The 22,863-nt window shown below is 70.4% G+C and carries 18 protein-coding genes; 11 read left to right on the top strand and 7 right to left on the bottom strand.

The features are described from left to right. The first annotated feature begins 84 nt into the window (after positions 1 to 84). The 5 genes from ACIREI_RS16945 (at position 85) to ACIREI_RS16925 (ending at position 5,140) form a co-directional block, all read left to right on the top strand. The gene (locus tag ACIREI_RS16945; RefSeq protein ID WP_403333314.1) at positions 85 to 378 is read left to right on the top strand and encodes a hypothetical protein; all 294 of its coding nucleotides are present in this window, start codon (positions 85 to 87) and stop codon (positions 376 to 378) included. Positions 379 to 398: 20 nt separating this feature from the next. Then, positions 399 to 593 carry a hypothetical protein gene (locus ACIREI_RS16940; protein ID WP_403333312.1) on the top strand — a complete coding sequence of 65 codons (195 nt, stop codon included), beginning with the start codon at positions 399 to 401 and terminating at the stop codon, positions 591 to 593. Between the two features lie 260 nt (positions 594 to 853). Further along, positions 854 to 1,147 carry a Sec-independent protein translocase subunit TatA gene (gene tatA / locus ACIREI_RS16935; RefSeq protein ID WP_403333310.1) on the top strand — a complete coding sequence of 98 codons (294 nt, stop codon included), beginning with the start codon at positions 854 to 856 and terminating at the stop codon, positions 1,145 to 1,147. 46 nt (positions 1,148 to 1,193) lie between these two features. Further along, positions 1,194 to 2,141, top strand: coding sequence for a twin-arginine translocase subunit TatC (gene tatC, locus ACIREI_RS16930; protein ID WP_403333308.1), 948 nt, complete (start codon positions 1,194 to 1,196; stop codon positions 2,139 to 2,141). A 146-nt stretch (positions 2,142 to 2,287) separates the two neighbouring features. Beyond that, positions 2,288 to 5,140, top strand: a complete 2,853-nt coding sequence (locus ACIREI_RS16925; protein ID WP_403333306.1) for a DEAD/DEAH box helicase — start codon at positions 2,288 to 2,290, stop codon at positions 5,138 to 5,140. A gap of 109 nt (positions 5,141 to 5,249) precedes the next feature. On the opposite strand, the gene helR is transcribed toward ACIREI_RS16925, so the two are convergent. From helR to ACIREI_RS16895, 6 genes are all read right to left on the bottom strand, one after another. After that, positions 5,250 to 7,403 carry an RNA polymerase recycling motor ATPase HelR gene (gene helR, locus ACIREI_RS16920; protein WP_403333304.1) on the bottom strand — a complete coding sequence of 718 codons (2,154 nt, stop codon included), beginning with the start codon at positions 7,401 to 7,403 and terminating at the stop codon, positions 5,250 to 5,252. A 159-nt stretch (positions 7,404 to 7,562) separates the two neighbouring features. Further along, complete coding sequence (locus tag ACIREI_RS16915; RefSeq protein ID WP_403333303.1) at positions 7,563 to 8,789, bottom strand: glycosyltransferase; 1,227 nt, start codon at positions 8,787 to 8,789, stop codon at positions 7,563 to 7,565. Positions 8,790 to 8,947: 158 nt separating this feature from the next. Continuing rightward, positions 8,948 to 10,642 carry an allophanate hydrolase gene (gene atzF, locus ACIREI_RS16910; protein ID WP_403333695.1) on the bottom strand — a complete coding sequence of 565 codons (1,695 nt, stop codon included), beginning with the start codon at positions 10,640 to 10,642 and terminating at the stop codon, positions 8,948 to 8,950. Further along, complete coding sequence (locus ACIREI_RS16905) at positions 10,639 to 14,151, bottom strand: 5-oxoprolinase/urea amidolyase family protein (protein WP_403333301.1); 3,513 nt, start codon at positions 14,149 to 14,151, stop codon at positions 10,639 to 10,641. Before ACIREI_RS16905 ends, atzF begins: the two co-directional genes overlap by 4 nt. Next, the gene (locus ACIREI_RS16900) at positions 14,148 to 14,801 is read right to left on the bottom strand and encodes an urea amidolyase associated protein UAAP2 (RefSeq protein WP_403333299.1); all 654 of its coding nucleotides are present in this window, start codon (positions 14,799 to 14,801) and stop codon (positions 14,148 to 14,150) included. The genes ACIREI_RS16905 and ACIREI_RS16900 overlap by 4 nt, the downstream gene beginning before the upstream one ends. Then, complete coding sequence (locus ACIREI_RS16895) at positions 14,798 to 15,622, bottom strand: urea amidolyase associated protein UAAP1 (protein ID WP_403333297.1); 825 nt, start codon at positions 15,620 to 15,622, stop codon at positions 14,798 to 14,800. Before ACIREI_RS16895 ends, ACIREI_RS16900 begins: the two co-directional genes overlap by 4 nt. A 174-nt stretch (positions 15,623 to 15,796) precedes the next feature. On the opposite strand from ACIREI_RS16895, the gene ACIREI_RS16890 reads away from it, so the two are divergent. From ACIREI_RS16890 to ACIREI_RS16865, 6 genes are all read left to right on the top strand, one after another. Next, entirely contained in the window at positions 15,797 to 16,432 is a 636-nt protein-coding gene (locus ACIREI_RS16890) for a TetR/AcrR family transcriptional regulator (RefSeq protein WP_403333295.1), read from the top strand. Positions 16,433 to 16,740: 308 nt separating this feature from the next. Continuing rightward, entirely contained in the window at positions 16,741 to 18,333 is a 1,593-nt protein-coding gene (locus ACIREI_RS16885; RefSeq protein WP_403333293.1) for a sensor histidine kinase, read from the top strand. Then, positions 18,330 to 18,737, top strand: coding sequence for a roadblock/LC7 domain-containing protein (locus ACIREI_RS16880; protein WP_062710000.1), 408 nt, complete (start codon positions 18,330 to 18,332; stop codon positions 18,735 to 18,737). The genes ACIREI_RS16885 and ACIREI_RS16880 overlap by 4 nt, the downstream gene beginning before the upstream one ends. Further along, complete coding sequence (locus tag ACIREI_RS16875; RefSeq protein WP_403333291.1) at positions 18,734 to 19,141, top strand: DUF742 domain-containing protein; 408 nt, start codon at positions 18,734 to 18,736, stop codon at positions 19,139 to 19,141. Before ACIREI_RS16880 ends, ACIREI_RS16875 begins: the two co-directional genes overlap by 4 nt. Continuing rightward, entirely contained in the window at positions 19,122 to 19,742 is a 621-nt protein-coding gene (locus ACIREI_RS16870; RefSeq protein ID WP_403333289.1) for a GTP-binding protein, read from the top strand. Before ACIREI_RS16875 ends, ACIREI_RS16870 begins: the two co-directional genes overlap by 20 nt. A gap of 116 nt (positions 19,743 to 19,858) precedes the next feature. Beyond that, positions 19,859 to 21,325: a cytochrome P450 gene (locus ACIREI_RS16865; protein WP_403333287.1), complete on the top strand. Its 1,467-nt coding sequence runs from the start codon at positions 19,859 to 19,861 to the stop codon at positions 21,323 to 21,325. An 18-nt stretch (positions 21,326 to 21,343) separates the two neighbouring features. Here the strand turns inward: ACIREI_RS16865 and ACIREI_RS16860 are convergent, their stop codons facing one another. Beyond that, on the bottom strand, positions 21,344 to 22,285 hold the full coding sequence (locus ACIREI_RS16860) for an RluA family pseudouridine synthase (RefSeq protein WP_403333285.1): 942 nt from the start codon (positions 22,283 to 22,285) through the stop codon (positions 21,344 to 21,346). Positions 22,286 to 22,863 lie beyond the last annotated feature (578 nt).

The following is a 22,863-nucleotide window of genomic DNA, read 5'->3' as shown; positions in this document are numbered from 1 at the left end:
CGGCAGTGCGACGACAGGCAGGAGTGAGCCGCAGGGCTGGAGCGCCCCGAAGGCGAGCGACCAAAGAGAAGGGGAGCCAGGGCTTTGAGCGAGTCGGCGACGTCTGGTGCGGTGGGAATGACGGTGGCTTCCGCGTTCGCCGGGATGAGAAGCGTGACTCCGGTGGTGTTCAGAGCGGGCTGCCCGGACTGCCGGGGCAGCTTCGAGCTCGCCGCGAGCGCCCTGCGTCTCGCCATCGGCGCGAGCAGCCGTACGACCTTCTACTCCTTCACCTGCCCCGACTGCGGCGCCTCCGTGCGCAAGCCGGCCGGTGAGCGGATCGTCGAGCTGCTGACGGGCGGCGGGGTCAGCACCCTGCGGCTGCACTCCGCGCTGTAGGACGGTCTAGGCTCGGCGTCATGTTCTGGCCGATGTTCGCGGTAGCTGTGGGTTTTCTGGGTCTCGCCGTACTCGGCGTGCTCGCCGTCCGGGTCTTCCTGGAGGCGCGGCGCCTCGGCAGGCAGGTCACGGACTCGGCGCGGCGTATCAGCAGGGCGGCCGAGGATCTGGAGCGGGCGAGCGTGAGCGCGGCCCGGGCTGTGGACTCGCTTTAGTCCGGCAAAGTATTGGGTGTGAGTCCTGCGTCGCATGCGTTTTGGGCCACTTCGCCCTGTCAACTTGACGGTTCGGACAGGTACGCTGCTGGTCGCGGTTCGGAGAACGAGGCCCGGTCCGCGGACAGGGAGTACGCACGGGGATTGCCTGACGTTTACCCCTGAGCGTTACGATCGCTGACAACACGATCGTTCGGACACTTGTCCGACCGGCCGGACAGCATCCACCCCAAGCCGCCTCGGTGAGAAGGTAAAGACTTATGTTCGGAAAGCTCGGAGCCCCCGAGATCATTCTCATTCTCGTCGTCATCATCCTGCTGTTCGGCGCGAAGAAGCTTCCGGACATGGCGCGCTCGCTGGGCAAGTCCGCCCGGATCCTGAAGAGCGAGGCCAAGGCGATGAAGGACGAGGGCAAGTCCCCCGCCCCGGCCGACCCGCCGAACAACAACACCAACGACGAGCAGCCCCCTGCTCAGCGCGTCATCCAGGCCGCCCCCGGCGACGTGACCAGCTCGCGCCCGGTCAGCGAGCCGACGGACACCACCAAGCGATGACGCAGGGCCGGACGCCTCCGGCCTGAGCACGAGATGAGGACGTGGGTTGCTCAAGTCTGCCCGCAACAAGGAGAAGGATCCCGAGGGGCGGATGCCCCTCGCGGAGCACCTGCGCGAGCTCCGTAACCGGCTGGTCAAGAGCCTGTTGGCGATCCTCGTCACGACGATCGTGGCGGCCCTCTTCTACAAGGACATCATTCAGTTCTTCACGGATCCCATCCTCCAGGCGGTGGGATGCAACCACAGCTTCGCCGAGCTGGCCAACGACACGAGTGAGAACAAGTGCGCACGCATCGTGCAGAACGGTCTGCTGAGCCCGTTCACGCTCGCGCTCACGGTCTCCCTGTCATCGGGAGTCGTACTGGCCGCCCCGGTGTGGCTCTACCAGCTCTGGGGATTCGTCGCCCCGGGCCTGCACCGGCACGAGAAGAAGTACAGCCTCGCCTTCGTGGGCGCGGGTTTCCCGCTGTTCCTCATGGGCGCCTACTTCGCGTACTGGTCGCTGCCCAAGATGGCGTCGGTGATGCTCGAGTTCTCGATCATCGGCAGTGACAACCAGCTGCCCCTCGACGATCTCCTGCAGCTGATCATGCGGATGATCGTCGTCTTCGGCCTCTCCTTCGAGCTTCCGCTGCTGCTGGTGATGCTGAACTTCGGCGGCGTGCTGTCCGGCAAGAAGATGGCCGGCTGGTGGCGCGGCATGATCATGGGCATCACGGTCTTCGCTGCGATCGCCACGCCCAGCACCGACCCGATCTCGATGCTGGCGCTCGCGGGTCCCATCTGGATCCTGTACTTCGGCGCGACGGCCATCGCTCTGGTCAATGACAAGCGCCGTGCCCGTCGTGACGCGGAGGGACCGGCCGACGACGAGGCCTCCGACCTGGACCTGACCCCCGAGGACATCGGCGAGGTCGAGGCCGTCACCGCGAGCCGGGCGCTGCCCGAGCAGGCCAGCACCGACCGGGTCAACGGATACGACGACGTCACCTGAGAGGCGACGCGCAAGATCCCTGAGGGGCGGTTCCCAGGGATGCGAGGGACAGTGCGGCCGGGGCGCCTGCGGGGCGCACCCGGCCGCTTCCGCTTCGCGGCCGTGAGCTGCGCGGATCCCGGGTTTGCGACGGGTGGATCCGGATAATGATCGTCCTGTTGTCAGTGGGGCCCGGTACGCTCGAAAGCACGATGACAGAGGACCTCTCACCGGCCGAGCGGTATGCGGCAGCACGCAAGCGCGCTGCCGAGCAGGCCACCGCGCTCGCCTCCTTCCGCGAGATGTACGACTTCGGCCTCGACCCCTTCCAGATCGAGGCCTGCCAGGCGCTCGAGGCGGGGAAGGGCGTCCTGGTGGCCGCGCCCACCGGCTCCGGCAAGACGATCGTGGGCGAGTTCGCCGTCCACCTCGCCCTGATGCAGGGCAAGAAATGCTTCTACACGACGCCCATCAAGGCGTTGTCGAACCAGAAGTACGCGGACCTGTGCCGCCGTTACGGCGATGGCATGGTCGGTCTGCTCACCGGCGACAACAGCATCAATCCCGACGCCGCCGTGGTCGTGATGACCACCGAGGTGCTGCGGAACATGCTGTACGCCGGGTCGCAGACCCTCCTCGGCCTCGGCTATGTGGTCATGGACGAGGTGCACTACCTCTCCGACCGCTTCCGCGGCGCCGTATGGGAAGAAGTGATCATTCACCTCCCCGAGTCGGTCACCCTCGTGTCGCTCTCGGCGACCGTGTCCAACGCCGAGGAGTTCGGCGACTGGCTCGACACCGTCCGCGGCGACACCGAGGTGATCGTCTCCGAGCACCGGCCCGTGCCGCTGTTCCAGCACGTGCTGGCCGGACGCCGGATGTACGACCTGTTCGAGGAGGGCGAGGGCCACAAGAAGGCCGTCAATCCCGACCTGACGCGCCTGGCCCGGATGGAGGCCCAGCGCCCCTCCTACCAGGACCGCAGACGCGGGCGTGCGATGCGCGAGGCCGACCGGGAGCGGGAGCGCAGACAGCGGTCCCGGGTGTGGACGCCGGGGCGTCCCGAGGTCATCGAGCGGCTCGACGCCGAGGGCCTGCTGCCCGCCATCACCTTCATCTTCAGCCGGGCCGCCTGCGAGGCCGCCGTACAGCAGTGCCTGTACGCGGGGCTGAGGCTGAACGACGAGGAGGCGCGGGAAAAGGTGCGTGCCCTCGTCGAGGAGCGCACCGCCGCCATCCCGACCGAGGACCTGCACGTCCTCGGCTACTACGAGTGGCTGGAAGGCCTGGAGCGCGGTATAGCCGCCCACCACGCGGGCATGCTGCCGACGTTCAAGGAGGTCGTCGAGGAGTTGTTCGTGCGCGGCCTGGTGAAGGCCGTGTTCGCCACCGAGACGCTGGCGCTGGGCATCAACATGCCTGCCCGGTCGGTGGTGTTGGAGAAGCTCGTCAAGTGGAACGGCGAGCAGCATGCCGACATCACGCCGGGCGAGTACACCCAGTTGACCGGTCGCGCCGGGCGGCGCGGGATCGACGTCGAGGGCCACGCGGTGGTGCTGTGGCAGCGCGGCATGAGCCCCGACCACCTCGCGGGGCTGGCCGGCACGCGCACGTATCCGCTGCGGTCCAGCTTCAAGCCGTCGTACAACATGGCGGTCAACCTGGTCGAGCAGTTCGGGCGGCACCGCTCGCGCGAGCTGCTGGAGACGTCCTTCGCGCAGTTCCAGGCCGACAAGTCGGTCGTCGGGATCTCACGGCAGGTGCAGCGCAACGAGGAAGGGCTCGAAGGCTACAAGGAGTCCATGACCTGCCACCTCGGGGACTTCGAGGAGTACGCGCGCCTGCGCCGCGAACTCAAGGACCGCGAGAACGAGTTGGCCAAGCAGGGCGCGGCACAGCGGCGTGCGGAGGCCGCCGTCGCGCTGGAGAAGCTCAAGCCGGGCGACGTCATCCATGTGCCGACGGGCAAGTACGCCGGTCTCGCGCTGGTGCTGGACCCCGGGCTGCCCGCCGGGCGGTCCAACGGCCACCGCGGCTTCGAGCACCACGACGGCCCGCGCCCGCTCGTCCTGACCGCCGAACGGCAGGTCAAGCGGCTGGCGTCGATGGACTTCCCGGTGCCCGTCGAGGCGCTGGAGCGGATGCGGATCCCGAAGTCCTTCAACCCGCGCTCCCCGCAGTCCCGTCGGGACCTCGCCTCCGCGCTGCGCACCAAGGCCGGGCACATTCCGCCCGACCGGCACCGCAAGCGGCGCTCCCAGGCGGCCGACGACCGCGAGATCGAGCGGCTGCGCAAGGCTCTGCGCGCGCACCCCTGCCACGGCTGCAACGACCGTGAGGACCACGCCCGCTGGGCCGAGCGCTACCACCGGCTGCTGCGGGACACCTCGCAGCTGGAGCGCCGTATCGAAGGCCGCACGAACACGATCGCCCGTACGTTTGACCGGATCGTGGCGCTGCTGACCGAGCTGGACTATCTGCGCGGCGACGAGGTCACCGAGCACGGCAAGCGGCTCGCGCGGCTGTACGGCGAACTCGACCTGCTGGCCAGCGAATGCCTGCGGGAGGGCGTCTGGGAGGGCCTCGGCCCTGCCGAACTGGCCGCCTGTGTCTCGGCGTTGGTGTACGAGGCGCGAGTCGGGGACGATGCGATGGCGCCGAAGCTGCCGTCGGGCAAGGCCAAGGCCGCGCTGGGTGAGATGGTCCGGATCTGGGGGCGGCTGGACGCCCTTGAGGAGGACTTCCGGATCACCCAGAGCGAAGGGGTCGGGCAGCGTGAACCCGACCTGGGCTTCGCCTGGGCTGCCTATATGTGGGCCAGTGGCAAGGGGCTCGATGAGGTGTTGCGTGAGGCGGAGATGCCGGCGGGGGACTTCGTGCGGTGGTGCAAGCAGGTGATCGACGTGCTGGGGCAGATCTCGGCGGCGTCTCCTGTGGAGGGCTCGACCGTGGCGAAGAGTGCGCGGAAGGCTGTGGACGGGTTGCTGCGGGGAGTTGTCGCCTATTCATCGGTGGGGTGAGGGCTTTGTGGGCGGGTGCGGGGTGCGTCGTGGCTGGTCGCGCCCGCGCGGCGGAGCCGCACATCGATACGGCCCCGCGCCCCCTGACCCGGCGTGCGCCCGACGCCGATCAAGAAGTCCGGGTCAGGATCACCAGCCGCTGGGTCGCCCGCGTCATCGCCACATAGCGGTCTACGGCTCCCCCGATGCCCTCGCCGAACTCCTCCGGGTCGACGAGGACGACCAAGTCGAACTCCAGCCCCTTCGACAGCTCCGGGGTCAGTGACTGGACTCGTTCCGTGGGCTGGAACTCGGGGTCGCCGATGACGCAAGCGGTTCCCTCCGCATGGGTGGCGAGCCACATGTCCAGGATCGAGTCGCGGTCCGACACGGAGCCGTGGAGGACGGGGATGCCGCCGCTGCGGATGGACGTCGGCACGTTGGCGTCGGGGAGCGCGGCCCGGATGACCGGCTCGGCCTCCGTCATGATCTCTTCCGGCGTGCGGTAGTTGATGCTCAGGGAGGCCAGGTTGATGCGGTCGAGTCCGATCCGCTCCAGCCGCTCCTGCCACGACTCCGTGAAGCCGTGCCGTGCCTGGGCGCGGTCGCCGACGATCGTGAAGCTGCGCGACGGGCAGCGCAGCAGCAGCATCTGCCACTCCGCGTCGGTCAGTTCCTGAGCCTCGTCGACGACGATGTGCGCGAACGGGCCCGCGAGCAGGTCCGGTTCGGGGGTCTGCAGCTCCGACTCGTCGACCAGGTTGCGCTGGAAGTCCGCTCGGCGCAGCTGCGTCATGAGGCCTTCACCGTCGTCATCGGCCGCGATCAGGTTGTCGACGACCTGAGCCATGCGTTCACGCTGGACGGCGAGGGCCGCCTGCTGCCGGCGCCTTCGCCGTGACGCCTCCGGGTCGCCCAGCCGTTGCCGTGCCGCATCCAGGAGCGGCAGGTCGGACACCGTCCAGGCGTGGGCGTCCGCGCGCTGCAGCCGCTGGATCTCCTCCCGGCTCAGCCAGGGAGCGCACAGCCGCAGGTAGGCGGGGACCGACCAGAGGTCCCCGACCAGGTCGGCCGCTTCGATCAGCGGCCACGCGCGGTCGAAGGTCGTGAGCAGCTCCCTGTTCTGCAGCAGCGACTTGCGAAGCAACTCGGGTGAGGCGTCGCCGTCGTGCTTGTCCGTCAGGATCGCCAGCAGCTCCTCCCAGATCAGGGCACGTGCCTCATTGTGCGGAATCCCGGACTCAGCCGCCTCGAACGCCTCGGCCCAGTCGTCGGCGCTCAGCCAGATGTCGGACCAGTGGGTCGTGACCGTCATCCCCTTGGTGGGCGGCTCCTCGTAGAACCTGACGGCCGCCTCGATCGCCTTCACCAGATCCGCCGACGACTTCAGACGGGCCACCTCCGGGTCGGCCTCGACCGCCGCCGAGGCTCCCTCGGCGACGAGATCCCGCAGGGTGCAGGTCTGCACGCCCTCCTCGCCGAGGCTGGGGAGGACGTCGGCGACGTAAGCCAGGTACGGCCGGTGCGGGCCGACGAACAGCACGCCGCCCCGACGGTGACCGAGGCGCGGGTCGGAGTGGAGGAGGTAGGCGGAGCGGTGCAGGGCGACGACCGTCTTGCCCGTGCCCGGACCGCCGTCCACGACGAGAGCGCCGCGGGATCCGGCGCGGATGATGGCGTCCTGGTCGGCCTGGATGGTGCCGAGCACGTCTCGCATCCGGGGCGAACGGTTGCTGCCCAGGCTGGCGACGAAGGCGGACTGGTCGTCGAGCGCGGCGTGCCCGTCCAGCCCGTCCGCGGTGAACACCTCCTCCCAGTAGTCACTGATCCGGCCGCCGGTCCAGCGATACCTGCGGCGGCTCGCCAGGCCCATCGGGTTTCCGTGGGTGGCTCCGAAGAACGGTTCCGCCGCGGGGGAGCGCCAGTCGATCAGCAGCCGGCGGCCCGTGCTGTCGGTGAGGCCGAGCCGTCCGATGTACAGGGGCTCGGAGTCGTCCGCGCCGACCATGCGTCCGAGACACAGGTCCAGGCCGAAGCGGCGCAGTGTGCGCAGGCGGGCGGTCAGCCGGTGGATCTCCGCGTCCCGGTCCATCGCCTGCCGGCCCGCGCCGCCTGGTGCCCTGCGTTCGGCGTCGAGACGGTCGGTCAGCTCGGCGATCGACTGCTCCAGGCACTGGGCGATGGCCGCGAAGTGCCGCTCGTCGTCGGCGATCAGGGCCGGGTCGGCCTTGGCGGAGAGGCGGTCGGGCAGGTCGAACGCGCTGGTGGTCAGGGGGTGATTCACGTCATCAGCTCCGAATGAGGTCGTGTGCGACCGTGCGCGTGGCAAGGCGTCCGGACCGGCGCGGCGAATCGCGCCGGTTCTCGAGTTCTGTGTTCTGGGTTCTGTGTTCTGGCTCCGCGGGCGGCCGGTCCCGCGCGGTTCACGCGGGACCTGGCGGCCCTATCGGTCGAACTCGTCGATCAGCAGCTTCGCGGCCGCCGTCGCCCCGTCCGTGCGGACCTTGTCGGCCACAGCCGTCGCCCGTGCGCGGGTCTCCGGGACCAGGGCCGTCTTGAGCGCGGCCGACAGGGACTCGAACGTCGGGGTGGGACCGTCGTGTGCCGCTCCGATGCCCAACTCGGCGACCCGGCCGGCCCAGTACGGCTGGTCGGCCATCTGGGGCACCACCACCTGTGGCGCACCGGCCCGGGCGGCTGTCGTCGTCGTGCCCGCCCCGCCGTGGTGGACCACGGCGGCCACCCGGCCGAACAGCTTCTGCTGGTTCACCTCGCCGACGGCGAAGCAGTCGTCCTGGTCGTCGATCAGGGTCAGGTCGGCCCAGCCGCGCCCCACGAGTACGCGGCGGCCCTGCGCGCGCACCGCCTCGATGGCCGCCCGGGAGACGTCCTCCGCGTCGCGCAGGGGGATGCTGCCGAAGCCCACGTAGACCGGGGGTGCGCCCGCGTCCAGGAACGCCTCCAGATCTGCCGGGAGCGGCCGTTCGTCCGGCCGGATCCAGGCGCCGGTCTGCACCACGTCGAGATCCGCCGGCTCTAGCCACGGGCCCAGAGTCGGGTCCGCCGCCAGCAGCGGCCGGTCGGTCAGGACGTGGTCGCGGACGTTGTCCACCGGCGGCAGGCCGATCGAGACCCGGTGGTTGTTGACCGCGTCACCGAACAGCGCGTTCAGGCTCTCGGTGTTCAGGTCCCACAGCACCCGGTTGTCGGTCACGTCCGGTGGGAGCGGCCGGCCCGGCCACTCGAGCGGCGGGTGGTGCGGCGACGGCAGGTAGGACGGGAAGTAGGACACGAACACATAGGGGATGCCCAGCTTCTCGGCCACCGCCCGCCCGGCGGCCGCGGCCGGCAGTGAGCCGGTCGCCACCAGCACGTCACAGTCCTCGGCCACCGGGGCGACCGTGTCGTACGTCGAGGCGATCAACTCGGCCGCGCGCTGCGGCAGAGTCTTCGCCGGCACCGGCGCCGTCCCGGTGACCGCGCCCTTCGTCAGCGCACGCACGGGCCAGCCGATCGGTACCAGCGGCAGGCCGAAACCGTTCAGCAGTTCCTCGAAGTCCGGCGGCGCACACATCCGAACCTCCGCGCCGAGCGCCCGCAGCTGCACCGCGAGTCCCACCATCGGCTCGACGTCTCCGCGCGATCCATACGTCGACAACAACACGCGCACTTCGCGACTCCCCCATTTTATTTCTGCAGGTCCTGGGCTTAGGTCGACGATTGTGCGGTACGACTGGGGCCTTGCCGCAAGCCCCCCGGTGCGCTATAAGTTGAGAGTGGCAAGGAGTGAGTGACCTCCTTGCCTTCGCTGTTTCCCGGGCCCAGCCGTCAGGAGCGGCCGCCCCCGAGATACGCCCGCCAGCCTCCGTACGACGTGATGTCCTCGGCGTCCGTGAGGGCCACAGGCTCGCACAGGAACCCCGGGACGTGGCTGCCGTCCGCCAGCTCCACGCACCCCAGGGCCATCGGGCGGGGCAGCTGAGCGAGGAGCCGGCCGAGCCCCTCCGCCGGGAGCCGCCACACCTCGGCCTCGATCGAGGCGCCTCCCTCGCCGCCCTCGCCGACGTGGACCAGGCCCGGCTTGGGCGGGGACGTGGACAGGGCGTGCAGGCGGTACACGGGGGCCGTGGCGGTCGTACGGTCGAATCGGGCGCCCAGGGACAGGAGTTGGGGGTTGAGGGGCTGGCCGGCGAGGTGGGCGCCGACCACGGCGAGAGGGACCTCCGGGCGGAGCAGGCCCGCGATCCGCGCGAGTCGTTCGTCCGTGAACGCCGGGCCGATCAGCATCACGCCGAAGGGCAGGCCGTTCACCTCACCGGCCGGGACGGCGATCGCCGCCAGGTCGAAGAGGTTGGTGGAGTTGGTGAAACGGCCCAGGCGGGCGTTGGCCCCCAGCGGGTCGGCGGCCACCTCGGCGAGGGTGGGATGGCCGGGCGTGGTGGGGAGCAACAGGGCGTCCGCGTCCGCGAGTTCGGCCTCGGCTCGTGCGCGCAGGACGGCGAGACGGTCCTGGTCGGCGAAGAGCCGGTGGGCCGGGATGTCGCGGGCGCGGGTGATGATGCCGGCGACGGTGGGGTCGAGGGCGTCGTCGCCCGCTGCCACCGCCTTGTCGACAAAGCTCCCCACGGCCGTGTAGCGCTCGGCGACGAAGGCACCCTCGTAGAGCATGGCGGCGGCTTCGGTGAACGGGGTGAGGTCGAGGGTGCGGATCTCGGCGCCCGCGGCGGCGAGCTGCCGTACGGCTGCCTCGTAGGCCTCGGCCCAGCCCTCGTCCAGCTCGCCGAGCCGGTCCGTCGGCGGGACCGCGATGCGCCATGGCCCCGGCGTGCGCTGGGGGAGCGGGGACAGGGCGCGGCCGGGCGGGGACGCCATGAACGCCAGTGCCTGCTCGGCCTCCGGCAGCGTCCGCGCGAACACCGTCACGCAGTCCAGGGACGCGCAGGCCGGGACGACGCCCTGCGTCGGGACGAGACCCCGGGTGGGTTTGAGGCCGACGATGCCGTTGAAGGCGGCGGGAACCCGGCCCGAGCCGGCCGTGTCCGTGCCGAGCGCGAAGTCGACGAGGCCGAGCGCCACCGCTGTGGCCGAGCCGGAACTGGAACCGCCGCTGATCCTCGACGGGTCGTGGGCACTGCGGACGGCGCCGTAAGGGGAGCGGGTGCCGACGAGGCCCGTCGCGAACTGGTCGAGGTTCGTGGTGCCGAGGACGAGCGCGCCGGCGGCACGGAGACGGGCGACCACGGGTGCGTCGGCTTCGGGCTCGTAGGCGTACGAAGGGCACCCCGCGGTGGTGGGGAGCCCCTTGACGTCGATGTTGCCCTTGGCGGCGAACAGGCGGCCCGCGAGGGGGAGCCGTTCCCCCGTGGCCACGCGTTCGTCGATGATGCGGGCCTCGGCCTCGACCGCCGTCCGCGGGCGCAGATCGATCCAGATCTCGGGGCGGTCCACGGCTTCGATGCGGGCGTAGGCGGCGCGGACTCGGGACAGAGCGCTCGACATGTCTGTGTTCTCCTTGCCGTTCAGGGCGTGGTGGGCGCGAGTACGACCAGCGCCGTCCCCGCCTCCACCTGATCCCCGGGGCTGACCAGGACCTCCACGACCACGCCGGCGATCGGCGCGTGCACCCTGGACTCCATCTTCATCGCCTCCAGGGCGAGCAGCGGCTCTCCGGCCGTCACCTCGTCACCCGGCCGGACGTTCAACTGCCACACCGACGCCGCGAACTCGGCCTCGACGAGCCGCCCGCCCGCCGGGACGGTCACCTCGGCCGCAGGTACGGCCGGCGCCGTCGCCTGCTCCGCCCGCGCGAACTCGCCGGCCGCCTCCCAGGCGTCCCGTTCCGCGGCGAACGCGGCCTGCTGCCGGGCCCGGAACTCCGCGATCGACCCGGCGTTCTCGGCCAGGAACGCCCGGTGGTCGGCGAGCGAGAAGGTGCCCTCCTCGATGCGCGGCACGAACCGGCCGGAGGTGAGGTCCGCCCGCAGCTCCAGCAACTCCTCGGCGCTCACCGGATACCACCTGATCCGGTCGAAGAACCGCAGCAGCCAGGGCGAGCCCGGCTCGAACGCCCCGCGCTGCTGCCACCCCGACCACACCTGGGTCGTACGGCCCACGAACTGGTAGCCGCCGGGCCCCTCCATGCCGTAGACGCACAGATAGGCCCCGCCGATGCCGACCGAGTTCTCCGCGGTCCAGGTGCGCGCCGGGTTGTACTTGGTGGTCACCAGGCGGTGCCGGGGATCCAGCGGGGTCGCGACGGGGGCGCCCAGGTACACATCGCCCAGCCCCAGGACCAGATACTCCGCGTCGAAGACCGTCCGGTACACGTCCTCGACCGACTCCAGACCGTTGACGCGGCGGATGAACTCGATGTTCCACGGGCACCAGGGCGCGTCGTCGCGTACGCCCGCCATGTAGCGGGAGATGGCCTCGCGGGTGGCCGGGTCGTCCCAGGAGAGGGGGAGGTGGACGGTGCGGGACGGGACGACGAGCTCGTCGGTGGGCGGCAGGGAGGCGATCATCTCCCTTACCTCGGCGAGGAGTTCGTGCTGCGGCAGACGGGTCGGGTCCGTCTGGATCTGGAGGGAGCGGATGCCCGGGGTCAGGTCGGTGATCCCGTCCCGGCCCGCCTCGGCCACCGCCTCCATCAGCGCGTGGACGCGCATGCGCAGGGCCAGATCCAGCCGCATGGGCCCGAACTCGACCAGCAGACTGTCGTCACCGCTGCGGCGGTACGTCACATCGCCGTCCCGGGCCAGCACCCCGCCGTCGGCGATCTCCGGGCGCGCCGAGCCGTCGGCCCGCACGGGCCGGAACCGCACGGTGTCGCCCGGCCGCAACTGTCCCAGCTTCCAGCGATCGCCGCTGATCACCGTCGCCGGGCACACGAACCCGCCCAGTGACGGGCCGTCCGGGCCGAGCAGCACCGGCATGTCGCCGGTGTAGTCGACGGCACCCACGGAGTACGGCGTGTCGTGGATGTTGGACGGGTGCAGGCCCGCCTCACCGCCGTCGGCGCGCGCCCAGCGCGGCCGGGGTCCCATGAGCCGTATGCCGGTCCGCGCGGAGTTGAAGTGGACCTTCCAGTCGGCGGCGTAGAAGTCGCGGATGTCGTCCTCGGTGAAGAACTCCGGGGCGGCGTGCGGTCCTTCGACGGCCTTGATGTGCCATACCGCACCGAAGCAGGGGCGGTCGGACAGGGGGACCGGCGTCCCCTCGGCGACCGTGCCGCCGTGCAGTACGTCCCCCGTCCGCAGCGCGCGTCCGCCGTGCCCGCCGAACCGGCCGAGCGTGAAGGTGCTCGCGCTGCCCAGGAAAGCGGGGACGGCGAGGCCGCCCGCGACGAGGACGTACGTCCGCAATCCCTGCTCGGCCGGCGCTCCGACCTCCAGTACGGCCCCCGCCGGCACCGTCACCGGCTCCCACTGCGCCACCGCCCTGCCGTCGACCGTGACCGAGGCCGGGGCCCCCGTCACACACACGGTGGTGGGGTGCGAGAACCGCAACTGCGGGCCCTGGAGGGTGCATTCGAGACCCGGAGCGCCCTCGGGGTTGCCGAGGGCGCGGTTGCCGAGCCGGAAGGACAGGTCGTCCATCGGACCGCAGGGCGGCACGCCGACCTGCCAGTAGCCGGTGCGGCCCGGCCAGTCCTGCACGGTGGTGAGGGTGCCGCCGGCGAGGACCTCGACGCGGGGCGTCGGGTCGGGCACGGTCGCGAGGGTCGCCGTCGAGTGGGCGACGGCCAGGAAGTCCTGGTGCGCCAGCGCCGCCCGGACCAGGCCGAGGTTCGTCTCGATGCCGTCGACGCGGGTGCGGGCCAGCGCCTCGTCCAGCCGTTGCAGCGCGTGTGCGCGGTCGGGGCCGTACGCGATGATCTTCGCGAGCAGTGGGTCGTACGCCGTCGTCACCTCGGTGCCCGTCTCGACCCAGCCGTCCACTCGCACCCCGGGCGGGTACTCGACCCTCGTCAACAGGCCGGAGCTGGGCCGGTGTTCGCGTGTGGGGTCCTCGGCGTAGAGGCGGGCCTCGACCGCGTGGCCGCGCGGTGCGCCCGGGTCGCGGACAACGTTCCGCTCGCCGCGCGCCAGGCGCAGCATCCAGGCGACCAGGTCGACGCCGTAGATCTCCTCGGTGACCGGGTGCTCCACCTGGAGGCGGGTGTTGACCTCCAGGAAGTAGGCCTCCTCGCGGGCCGGGTCGTACACGAACTCGACGGTTCCGGCAGAGCGGTAGCCGACGGAGGCGCACAAGTCGCGGGCGGAGGCGGTCAGTTGCTCGCGCAGGTGAGCGGGGAGACCGGGTGCAGGGGCCTCCTCCACCACCTTCTGGTGGCGCCGTTGCAGGGTGCAGTCGCGGTCGCCGAAGGTGACCACCCCGCCCTCGCCGTCGCCGAAGACCTGCACCTCGACATGGCGGGCCCGCTCGACGAGCCGCTCCAGGAAGACGCCGGCGGAGGAGAAGGAGGCGGCGGCGACCCGCTGCACCCGCTCCCAGGCCTCGGTCAGTTCATCGGCGGAGCGACATGCCGACATGCCGATGCCGCCCCCGCCGCCGGTCGCCTTGAGCATGACGGGATAGCCGATGACCTGGGCTTCTTCGAGTGCCTCGGCAAGTGAGCCCAGCAGTCCCGTCCCCGGCGCCAGTGGCACGCCCGCCGCCTCGGCCGCCGCCCGCGCCGTGTGCTTGGCGCCGAACAGCTCCAGCTGCTCGGGCGTCGGCCCCACGAACACGATCCCGGCCTCCTCGCACCGCCGGGCGAACACCGCGTCCTCGGACAGGAAGCCATAGCCGGGGTGGATCGCCCCGGCCCCGCTGTCCTTGGCCGCCTTCAGCACCAGGTCGGCGTCGAGGTACGACTCCTTGGCGGGCGCGGGGCCGAGCCGTACGGCCGTGTCGGCGAGCCGGACGTGGGGCGCCGAGCGGTCCGCGTCGGAGTATCCGGCCACCGTGCGCAGGCCCAGCTCGCGGGCCGTACGGATGATGCGGACGGCGATCTCGCCCCGGTTGGCGACGAACAGCGTGTCGAAGCTCATGCGCCGCCCGCCTCGGCTCCGCCGTCCGCCTGACTGATCGTCATCTCCACGGCCGTCGGGTCGAAGCCGTTGCAGGGGTTGTTGATCTGGGGGCAGTTGGAGACGAGGACGAGGACGTCGCGCTCGGCGCGCAGGGTCAGGGACAGCCCCGGTGCCGAGATGCCGTCGACGATGCCGAGGGTGCCGTCCTTCTCGACCGGCACGTTCATGTACCAGTTGATGTTGGAGACGAGGTCGCGCTTGCCGAGCCCGTACTTGGCGCCCTCGGCGAGGAAGTTGTCCACGCACGCGTGCTGCGACCAGGTGTGGTGGCCGTAGCGGAGGGTGTTGGACTCCTTGGAGCAGGCGCCGCCGACGGTGTCGTGCCGGCCGACCTCGTCGGCTACGACGGTCATCAGCGGGGTGTGCTCGTTCGACATGAGCACGCTTGACGTGGTGAGGAAGATGCCGCCCTGCGCCTGGATCGTGTCGGGCGCGCTGTAGCGGACGGACGTGTCGTGGGCGTCGTACACGAGGAAGTCGACGGCCTGGTTGCCGTGCAGGTCGGTGATGGTGAGCGTCTCGCCCTCGCGGACGACGGACGACCAGGGGGCGCGGGCCGGAACAACGGTCGTGTTCGTGGTCGTGTTCCGGGTCGTCTTCGTGGTCATGCGAGCCCCCTCGCGGCAAGGAATTCGGCGGTGTTGAGGAAGGCGCGGCGGCCCTCGGGCGTGGCGTCCCACAGGGGGGCGTCGGGGCCGGTCGGGGCCGCGCGCCAGGCGAGCACCTCCAGCGGGGTGCTGACGTACTCGGTGCGGGGGTCGGCAGGATGCGGCACGTTGGCGATCAGTACGGTCACGTCCTGCTCGGCGCGCAGGGTCACGCTGCCGCCCGGTCCGGTCGAGCCGGTGAAGTCGAGGGTGCCGTCCTCGCGTACCTCGACGCCCTGGAAGAAGGACAGGGACGGCGGCAGATCCCTCGGCTCGAGCCCGTTCTTCGCGGCCGCCAGCTTGAACAGTTCGCGGCCGGCGGGGGAGGCGGACTGCGGGCTGCCGTCGCCGTAGCGCTCGGTGTTGCGTACGAGGGTGGAGGTGCCGCACAGGGCGTCGTGCCGGCCGGAGGTGTCGGCGACCACGGAGGCGAGGACGCGGCCCTGGTCGGAGAGCAGGAGCCGGTTCTCGCCGAGGTAGGCGTTCCACTGGACCTTGACCGTGTCGGCGACGTTCAGCCGCTCCCAGGGGCGGTCGGCCACGTACAGCAGCAGATGCGCGCAGGCGTCGCCGCGCAGATCGGTCAGCCTCAGCTCCGTGCCGCGGGCGAGCACCTTGTGCGTGTAGTTGCCGCCCGCCACCGTCTCGGCCCACACCAGCCGGTCGGCCTCACCGGGCGGCGCCGGCCAGTCCCGGGCCGGAACGACGGGCATGGCCTCGGCCCGGCTCCCTTCCTGGGCTCGGGCATGGTCACGGGCTCCGTACGTGGTCTCTGTCGCCATGCGCGGGACCTCCGCTTCGGTGTCGGCCTCCTGGATCATTTCTGTCGCCCGACAGAAATTAGGGGCGGGGTGGGTCGGGAGGATTATCGGAGTGTTGCCGAGCGGTTACCACGGGTTCGCGGGAGGGGGCCTCGTGGAGATCGTCGTGCGCCCCCGTGTGCGAGGATCGAACCCATGGGTACGTCGGATGAGCCGGGCAGTCGCCGGGTCGGCAGGCCGCGGGCCGCTCAGCGGCCGGACAGCGGGCTGGAGCCGCGTGCCGAACTCCTCGCGGCCGCCGCCGAGTTGTTCACCACCCGGGGCTACGCGGCCACCACCACCCGCGCCGTCGCCGAGCGCGCGGGTATGCGGCAGGCGTCCATGTACCACTACGTCTCCGGCAAGGAGGAACTCCTCGCCGAGCTCCTGGAGTCCACGGTCACGCCCTCGCTCGCGTACGCCCGTGAACTCCTCGCCGACGACTCGGCCGCGGCCGAGGATCGGCTGTGGGAGCTGTGCCGGGCGGACGTGGAACTGCTCTGCGGTGGTCCGCACAACCTCGGCGGGCTGTATCTGCTGCCCGAGGTGCGCGCCGAACGCTTCGCCGGCTTCCATGCCGTGCGCGCCGAACTCAAGGACGCGTACCGCCAGTTGCTCGCCGCCACGGCGGCGGGCGGCGCACTCGCCAAGAGCGAGCTGGATCTGCGTACGGATCTGGTCTTCGGCCTGATCGAGGGCGTCATCCTCGTCCACCGCTCCGACCCGGAGCGCCCGGTGTCGGTGTTCGCCGAGGCCACGGCCGACGCGGCGCTGCGCATCGCGGGGATCTGACGCCGAATCCCGGTGCCTCACTCGTCACGGTGAGTACTCTTCGCGTGCTCGAACGCAGTTACGGAACGTGTTCGAATGTGAGCTTAGCGTATAAAAGAGCCGAGCGTACTCCTGTCACACGGGTCATTTCAGGCGCTTGCTGAATATGACACGGCGATGATCCTGTCGGACTAAGCTCGCCCGCAGCGCACCGAGTTGAGGTGTAATCGTGCGCTTGTTCCCAATCATGCAGAAGATTCCGACATACCCATGACATTCCCCCTTGCAAGCTCCCCCTACACCCACCCGATTCATTTCAGAGGGCCCACATGGTGAGCGTTCAATCCCCGCCCAGTCGGCGTGAACTCCCGTACATGCGCGTGCTTTTGCTGCCGGCCATAGTGATGGCCGCGGCGACCGGAGCCGCCGTCGCCCTGGTGGCGGAACCGGCCCGGACGGCCGTCGGCGTGTGCGGTGCCGTGGCCTTGTTGCTGGTGATGGTGTCCGCGGCCGAAGCGGTGCGCCGCGGCCGCGCTCTGCGGGAGGCGCGGGCCGAGCACACCCGTCACACCGCGTATCTGGAACGGCGCGTCGCCGCCCACGACGCGGAGATGGTCCGTCTCGCCACGGAGATCACGCCCGCCGCGATCCACCGGCTGCGCTGTGGCGCTTCACCCTATGAGGTGATGCGCGACCTCGCCGAGATCGACCCGTCCTATGCGCAACTCCCTCCGGTGCAGGTCGAGTTCGTGCGGTCGATGGTCGACATCGTCGACCACGAGGAAGCCATCCGCGACTCGGCCCAGCGCTCCTTCGTCAACATCGCCCGCCGCGTCCAGGCGATCGTCCACCAACAGGCCGTGGAACTCAGGGAGATGGAGGAAGACCACGGCCGCAACCCCGAGGTCTTCGACGACCTGCTGCGCATCGACCACGGCACCATGCTGATCGGCCGCCTCGCCGACTCCATCTCCGTGCTCGGCGGCGGCCGCCCCGGACGCCAGTGGCCCGAACCCGTACCGCTGTACAGCGTGCTGCGCGGCGCCATGTCCCGCATCCTGGAGTACCGCCGCATCAGCCTGGACTCCATCGTCAAGGTCAACATCGCCGGCATCTCCGTCGAGCCGATCATCCACGCCGCGGCCGAGCTCCTCGACAACGCCACGCGCTACTCGCCGCCGCAGACCAAGGTCCACGTCACCGCCACCGAGGTACAGACCGGTGTCGCGATCGAGATCGAGGACGCCGGCGTCAGCCTCAGCGAGGAGGCCCGCGCCAGGGTCGAGGGCATGCTCGAGCGCGCCAAGCAGGGCACCGACCTCCAGGACCTCGGCGAATCCCCGCGCCTGGGCCTGGCTGTCGTCGGCCGCCTCTGCACGGCCTTCAACATGCAGGTCTCGCTCCGCTCCTCCGCCTACGGCGGCGTCCGCGCCGTCCTCGTGGTGCCGCGCGAGATGATGACCACCGACCCCGCGCCCGGACTCGCCCACGGCATCGGCGCCGGGTCGGCGCCCAAGGCCGAGGGCCCCGATGTGATCGAGGGTCCCAAGCGCGCCCCCAAGAAGCGGCGCCCCACCAGCCCGAAGATCCCCGCCGGGGTCTCCCTGTCGGACGACGTCCCCGTCGTCACCGAGTGGACCGCGGGCGGGCTGCCCCAGCGCCGCAGCCGGGTCAAGACCCCGCTCAGCAAGCGGATCGCCGAGCAGGCGGCCATCGAGCAGGCCGAACGGGAGGGCCGGCCGACCATCTGGTCGACCCGCAAGCCCGAGCCCGACCCCGAGCCGGCGGCGGACGAGCCCGCCCCGGGTGCCTGGGTCGAGGCGTTCTGGAACGGACTCAAGGACGGTCCGGACCCGCTCACACTCAAACCGCGAACCCAGCCGGCCCGCCCCGAGGCCGACGAGGAGGGGGACCTCAAGTGATTCAGCAGCGCGCGAACTTCGACTGGATGCTCAAGGAGCTCCACGACGGCGTACCGGGCATCCAGATGATCGTGGTGCTCTCCGCCGACGGACTGCGCATCGCCCGTTACGGCGGCGACCCGGACACCGCCGACCGCGTGGCCGCGGCCTGCGCCGGCCTGCAGAGCCTGGCGAGCGCCGTCGCCTCGGAGATCCCGAAGAGCGACGGCAAGATGAAGATGGTCCTGATCGAGATCAACGGCGGCTACTTCTACCTGATGGCCGCCGGCGCCAACGCCTATCTCGCGGTGCTCTCCGACACGTTCGCCGAACCGGGCCGGATGAGCAACCGCATGACCGACCTGGTCGCCCGCATCGGCGCTCATCTCACCAGTCCGCCCCGGCGCAACGGGCAGACCGTATGACTCCTCCGCAACGACAGCGGCGATCCCCCAAGGAACAACCGCCTCCACCACTGCCATCCGCCCGGACCGGGAAGCAGAAGCACCCGGAACGGCTCTTCGTGGTGGCCGGCCCGGACGGCGGCGAGCGCGACGGGGACCTCGACCTCGTCACCTTAATCGTGGCGCGCGCCGACCCGCCGCCCTCCGCCACGCCGGAACAATCGGCGCTGCTCCGGCTCTGTACCGCCCCTCTGTCCGTGGCCGAGCTCTCGGCCTATCTCAACCTGCCGTTCAGCATGATGACGGTCGTGCTCACCGACATGCTGACGGCCGGACTGGTGACGGCGCGCGCCCCGATCGTGCGCCAGGCCGTCGCCGACCGTTCACTTCTCGAAGCGGTGATGCATGGACTTCAAAGGCTCTGACATGCTCCCCGGTCCACGGGCCGAGGACCAACTGCCGCACTCGGCCGAGGCCGCGGTCAAGATCGTGATCGTGGGCGGCTTCGGCGTCGGCAAGACGACCATGGTCGGATCGGTCAGCGAGATCAAGCCACTGACCACCGAAGAGACCATGACGCAGGCCGGCATCGGCGTCGACGACAACTACGGCTCGGACACCAAGACGGCCACCACCGTCGCGATGGACTTCGGCCGCATCAGCATCACCGAACAGCTGGTGCTGTACCTCTTCGGCACCCCCGGCCAGGAACGCTTCTGGTTCCTGTGGAACGGGTTGTTCGAGGGCGCGCTGGGCGCGGTCGTGCTGGTCGACACCCGCCGCCTCGAGGTCAGCTTCGACGTCATAGGGCGACTGGAGGAGTGCGGAGTGCCCTTCGTGGTGGCCGTCAACACCTTCCCGGACGCGCCCCGTTACCCCGACTCCGAACTCCGTACGGCACTCGACCTGCCCGAGGAGATCCCCATCGTCGAGTGCGACGTCCGCCGCCGTGCCTCCAGCCGCGACGTCCTGATGACCCTGATGCACTTCCTGCATGCGCTGGCCACGGCGAAGGCACCGGCGTAAGGCACGTACCACCCCGCGCACATCTCTTCCCCCGGTCCCGGCTTCGCCGCACCGCCCGGACCGGGGGAGCCCTTCACCTCTGCACACCGAACCACTTCAGCTTCGGAGCGACCATCGTGACGCCTGAATCTCTCTTCCCGACCGGTACGGACGAGCCCATGGCCTCCCCGCCCCCCGGCTGCCCCGCGCACGGCATCGGCCCCGGCGGGCTGCGCCGGCTGTACGGCCCCGAGGCGGAGGACCTGGGAGCCGTGTACGAGAAGCTCCGTGCCGAGCACGGCGCCGTGGCTCCCGCGCTGCTGCATGAGGACGTGCCCATCTGGGTGGTGCTCGGCCACGCCGAGAACATGCACACGGTACGAACCCCCTCGCAGTTCTCCCGTGACACCCGGTTGTGGACCGCGCTGCAGGACGGCTCGATCAAGCCCGATCACCCGCTCATGCCGATCTTCGCCTGGCAGCCCATCTGCTGCCATGCCGAGGGCGACGAGCACTTGCGGCTGCGCGGCGCGGTCACCGGCGCCATGTCGACCATCGACCACCGGGGCATCCGCCGCTACATCAATCGGGCGACCCAAGACCTCGTCAACAGGTTCTGTGCGGAGGGCAGGGCCGATCTGGTCAGCCAGTTCGCCGAGCACCTGCCGATGGCGGTGATGTGCGAGATCCTCGGCATGCCGGACGAATACAACGACCGGATCGTGCAGGCCGCCCGCGACATGCTCAAGGGCACCGAGACCGCCATCGCCAGCAACGCGTACATCATGGATGTCCTGATGCGGCTCACCGTCAGCCGCCGGGTCGAACCCAAGGACGACTTCACCAGCCACCTGATCAACCACCCGGCGCGACTCACCGACGAGGAGGTCGGCCAGCACCTGCGCGTAGTCCTGATCGTCTCGTACGAGGCCACCGCCAACCTGCTCGCCAACGTACTGCGAGTGGTACTCACCGACCCGCGGTTCCGCGCCCAGCTCAAGGGCGGCGAGATGACGGTGCCCGAGGCGGTCGAACAGTCCCTGTGGGACGAGCCGCCGTTCAGCTCCATCTTTCCCTACGTCGCCAAGCAGGAGACCGAACTGGGCGGCCAGCGCATCCGCAAGGGCGACGGCCTGCTCTTCGGTATCGCGCCGGGCAATGTGGACCCGCGCGTCCGTCCCGACCTCAAGGCCAACATGCAGGGCAACCGCTCGCACCTCGCCTTCGGCGGGGGGCCTCACGAGTGCCCGGGCCAGGACATCGGCCGCGCCATCGCCGACGTCGGCGTGGACGCGCTGCTGACCCGCCTCCCGGATGCCCAACTCGCCTGCGAGGAGCACGAGCTGCGCTGGCGGTCGTCCATCATGAACCGGCACCTGGTGGAGCTGCCGGTGAAGTTCGCGCCGAAGCCCCAGCAGGACGTCATGCAGGGGCCCTCCATCAACCCGATGCCACAACCACGCCCGAACAACTGGCAGGTCAGCTCGCCGCAACCACGGCCCACAGGCGCGGAGCCCGCCGCTCCGATGCCGGTGGCGACGCCCGAACCGGTCCGTCGGCCGGGCGTGTTCCGGCGCCTCCTGCGCTGGTGGCGCGGCGACTGAGCCCAACGGTCACCGGGTCTACTCGGCCCACTCGTCGTATGACGACCAGGCCCGTAGCACACGCGGGCTGACGAACCGGTGCTCGCACCCCGTGACCGGATCGGTGAACTCCAGCGCCCGCGCCAGCAGTTGAAGCGGACGCCGGAAGTCACCGGCCGCCACGGGGTCGGTCACCACCGGATAGAGGGGATCGCCGAGGATCGGCACCCCCAACGCACTCATGTGCACGCGCAGTTGGTGCGTCTGCCCGGTACGCGGTGTCAACCGGTACCGGGCAAGCCCGTTACGGTGCTCCAGCAACTCGACCCGGCTGACGGCGTTGGGCTCGCCCTCGACCTCATGGGCCGCCAACACCCCGCGCTCCTTGACGATCCGGCTGCGCACGGTGCGCGGCAGGGTCAGTACAGGGTCGTACGGGGCCACGGCCTCGTACTCCTTCGCGACTCGCTTGTCGCGGAACAGCGACTGGTACGCCCCGCGCTCCTCGGGGCGCACGGTGAACAGCACCAGCCCGGCTGTCAGCCGATCCAGCCGGTGCGCCGCGCTCAGCGTCGGGACGCCCAGCTGCCGCCGCAACCGTGCCAGTGCAGTCTCGGCGACATGGCTGCCGCGCGGGGTGGTGGCCAGAAAGTGCGGCTTGTCGGCCACCACCAGGTGCTCGTCCCGGTACAGGACGTCGACCTCGAACGGCACCCGCTCCTCGTCGGGCAGCTCCCGATGGAACCACACGAACATCCCCGGTACGTACGCCATGTCCCTGGGCACCGGACGCCCGGCGGCGTCGACGACCAGGCCCGCATCGAGCATCTCGTCGATCACTCCGGCCTCGGCCGCGAGCCGCGCCACGAGATGATCCCGTACGGTCGCCCACGCGCCCCCGGCAGGCAACCGCACACGCACGGGGTCCACCCCCTCGCGCTGTGGCAGGGGAGAGGGCGGGGGTGGAGTGCGACGTCTCATCACGATCAAGCGTACGAGAGACACATCTCCGCAGGCTGCCGTATGTACGGGCGCAGCGGTGAAAGTGATCCACCCGAGGCGGGTGATCCGGAGTTCTCGGAATTCCACGCCGGACGCAGTTCATCACCTCTGCGCGCCAACTCAATGCCACAGGCTCCGGCGCACGTGCACGTTGAGCGGTGCGTGCGGTAAACCGACCGTTCATTGTGCTTGCGCGATCGCCTTTGCGCCCCCACGCGCCCCCACGCGATCACTTGTCCCGTCCGGCGGGCCTGCGTCTACTGGGAGCGGTCCGCGCAACTCCATGGCCTTGCAAACACCGTTGCTCTGATGACGTGGACCTCGTGGGAGCCGCCATGGTCACCGCTCAGCTGTCAGTCCGCCCGACGATCTGCGGTTTTGGCCGGCACGCCGTGGGTGGCAGGGGTGACAGGAGTGTCGCACGATGCACGTCACCATCGCCAAGGTGGTCGAATGATCGCGTCCTGATCCGGCTACCGTCCAGCCGAGCGTTCAAAAGTGTTCACGACTCGATCGGTGGTGCCCACTTCCGGTGCGGACTCAACTGCGATGTGATT

The organism is Streptomyces sp. NPDC093591, assembly GCF_044764885.1.
Lineage (GTDB): Bacteria > Actinomycetota > Actinomycetes > Streptomycetales > Streptomycetaceae > Streptomyces.
This window is presented reverse-complemented; position numbering and strand designations above follow the sequence as displayed.

Coding starts and splice junctions, on each gene's coding strand:
- tatA (WP_403333310.1), top strand. CDS start 854: ATGTTCGGAAAGCTCGGAGCCCCCGAGATCATTCTCATTCTCGTCGTC.
- ACIREI_RS16900 (WP_403333299.1), bottom strand. CDS start 14,801: ATGACCACGAAGACGACCCGGAACACGACCACGAACACGACCGTTGTT.
- ACIREI_RS16925 (WP_403333306.1), top strand. CDS start 2,288: ATGATCGTCCTGTTGTCAGTGGGGCCCGGTACGCTCGAAAGCACGATG.
- ACIREI_RS16895 (WP_403333297.1), bottom strand. CDS start 15,622: ATGGCGACAGAGACCACGTACGGAGCCCGTGACCATGCCCGAGCCCAG.
- ACIREI_RS16875 (WP_403333291.1), top strand. CDS start 18,734: ATGACTCCTCCGCAACGACAGCGGCGATCCCCCAAGGAACAACCGCCT.
- ACIREI_RS16885 (WP_403333293.1), top strand. CDS start 16,741: ATGGTGAGCGTTCAATCCCCGCCCAGTCGGCGTGAACTCCCGTACATG.
- ACIREI_RS16870 (WP_403333289.1), top strand. CDS start 19,122: ATGGACTTCAAAGGCTCTGACATGCTCCCCGGTCCACGGGCCGAGGAC.
- ACIREI_RS16860 (WP_403333285.1), bottom strand. CDS start 22,285: ATGAGACGTCGCACTCCACCCCCGCCCTCTCCCCTGCCACAGCGCGAG.
- ACIREI_RS16940 (WP_403333312.1), top strand. CDS start 399: ATGTTCTGGCCGATGTTCGCGGTAGCTGTGGGTTTTCTGGGTCTCGCC.
- ACIREI_RS16890 (WP_403333295.1), top strand. CDS start 15,797: ATGGGTACGTCGGATGAGCCGGGCAGTCGCCGGGTCGGCAGGCCGCGG.
- ACIREI_RS16905 (WP_403333301.1), bottom strand. CDS start 14,151: ATGAGCTTCGACACGCTGTTCGTCGCCAACCGGGGCGAGATCGCCGTC.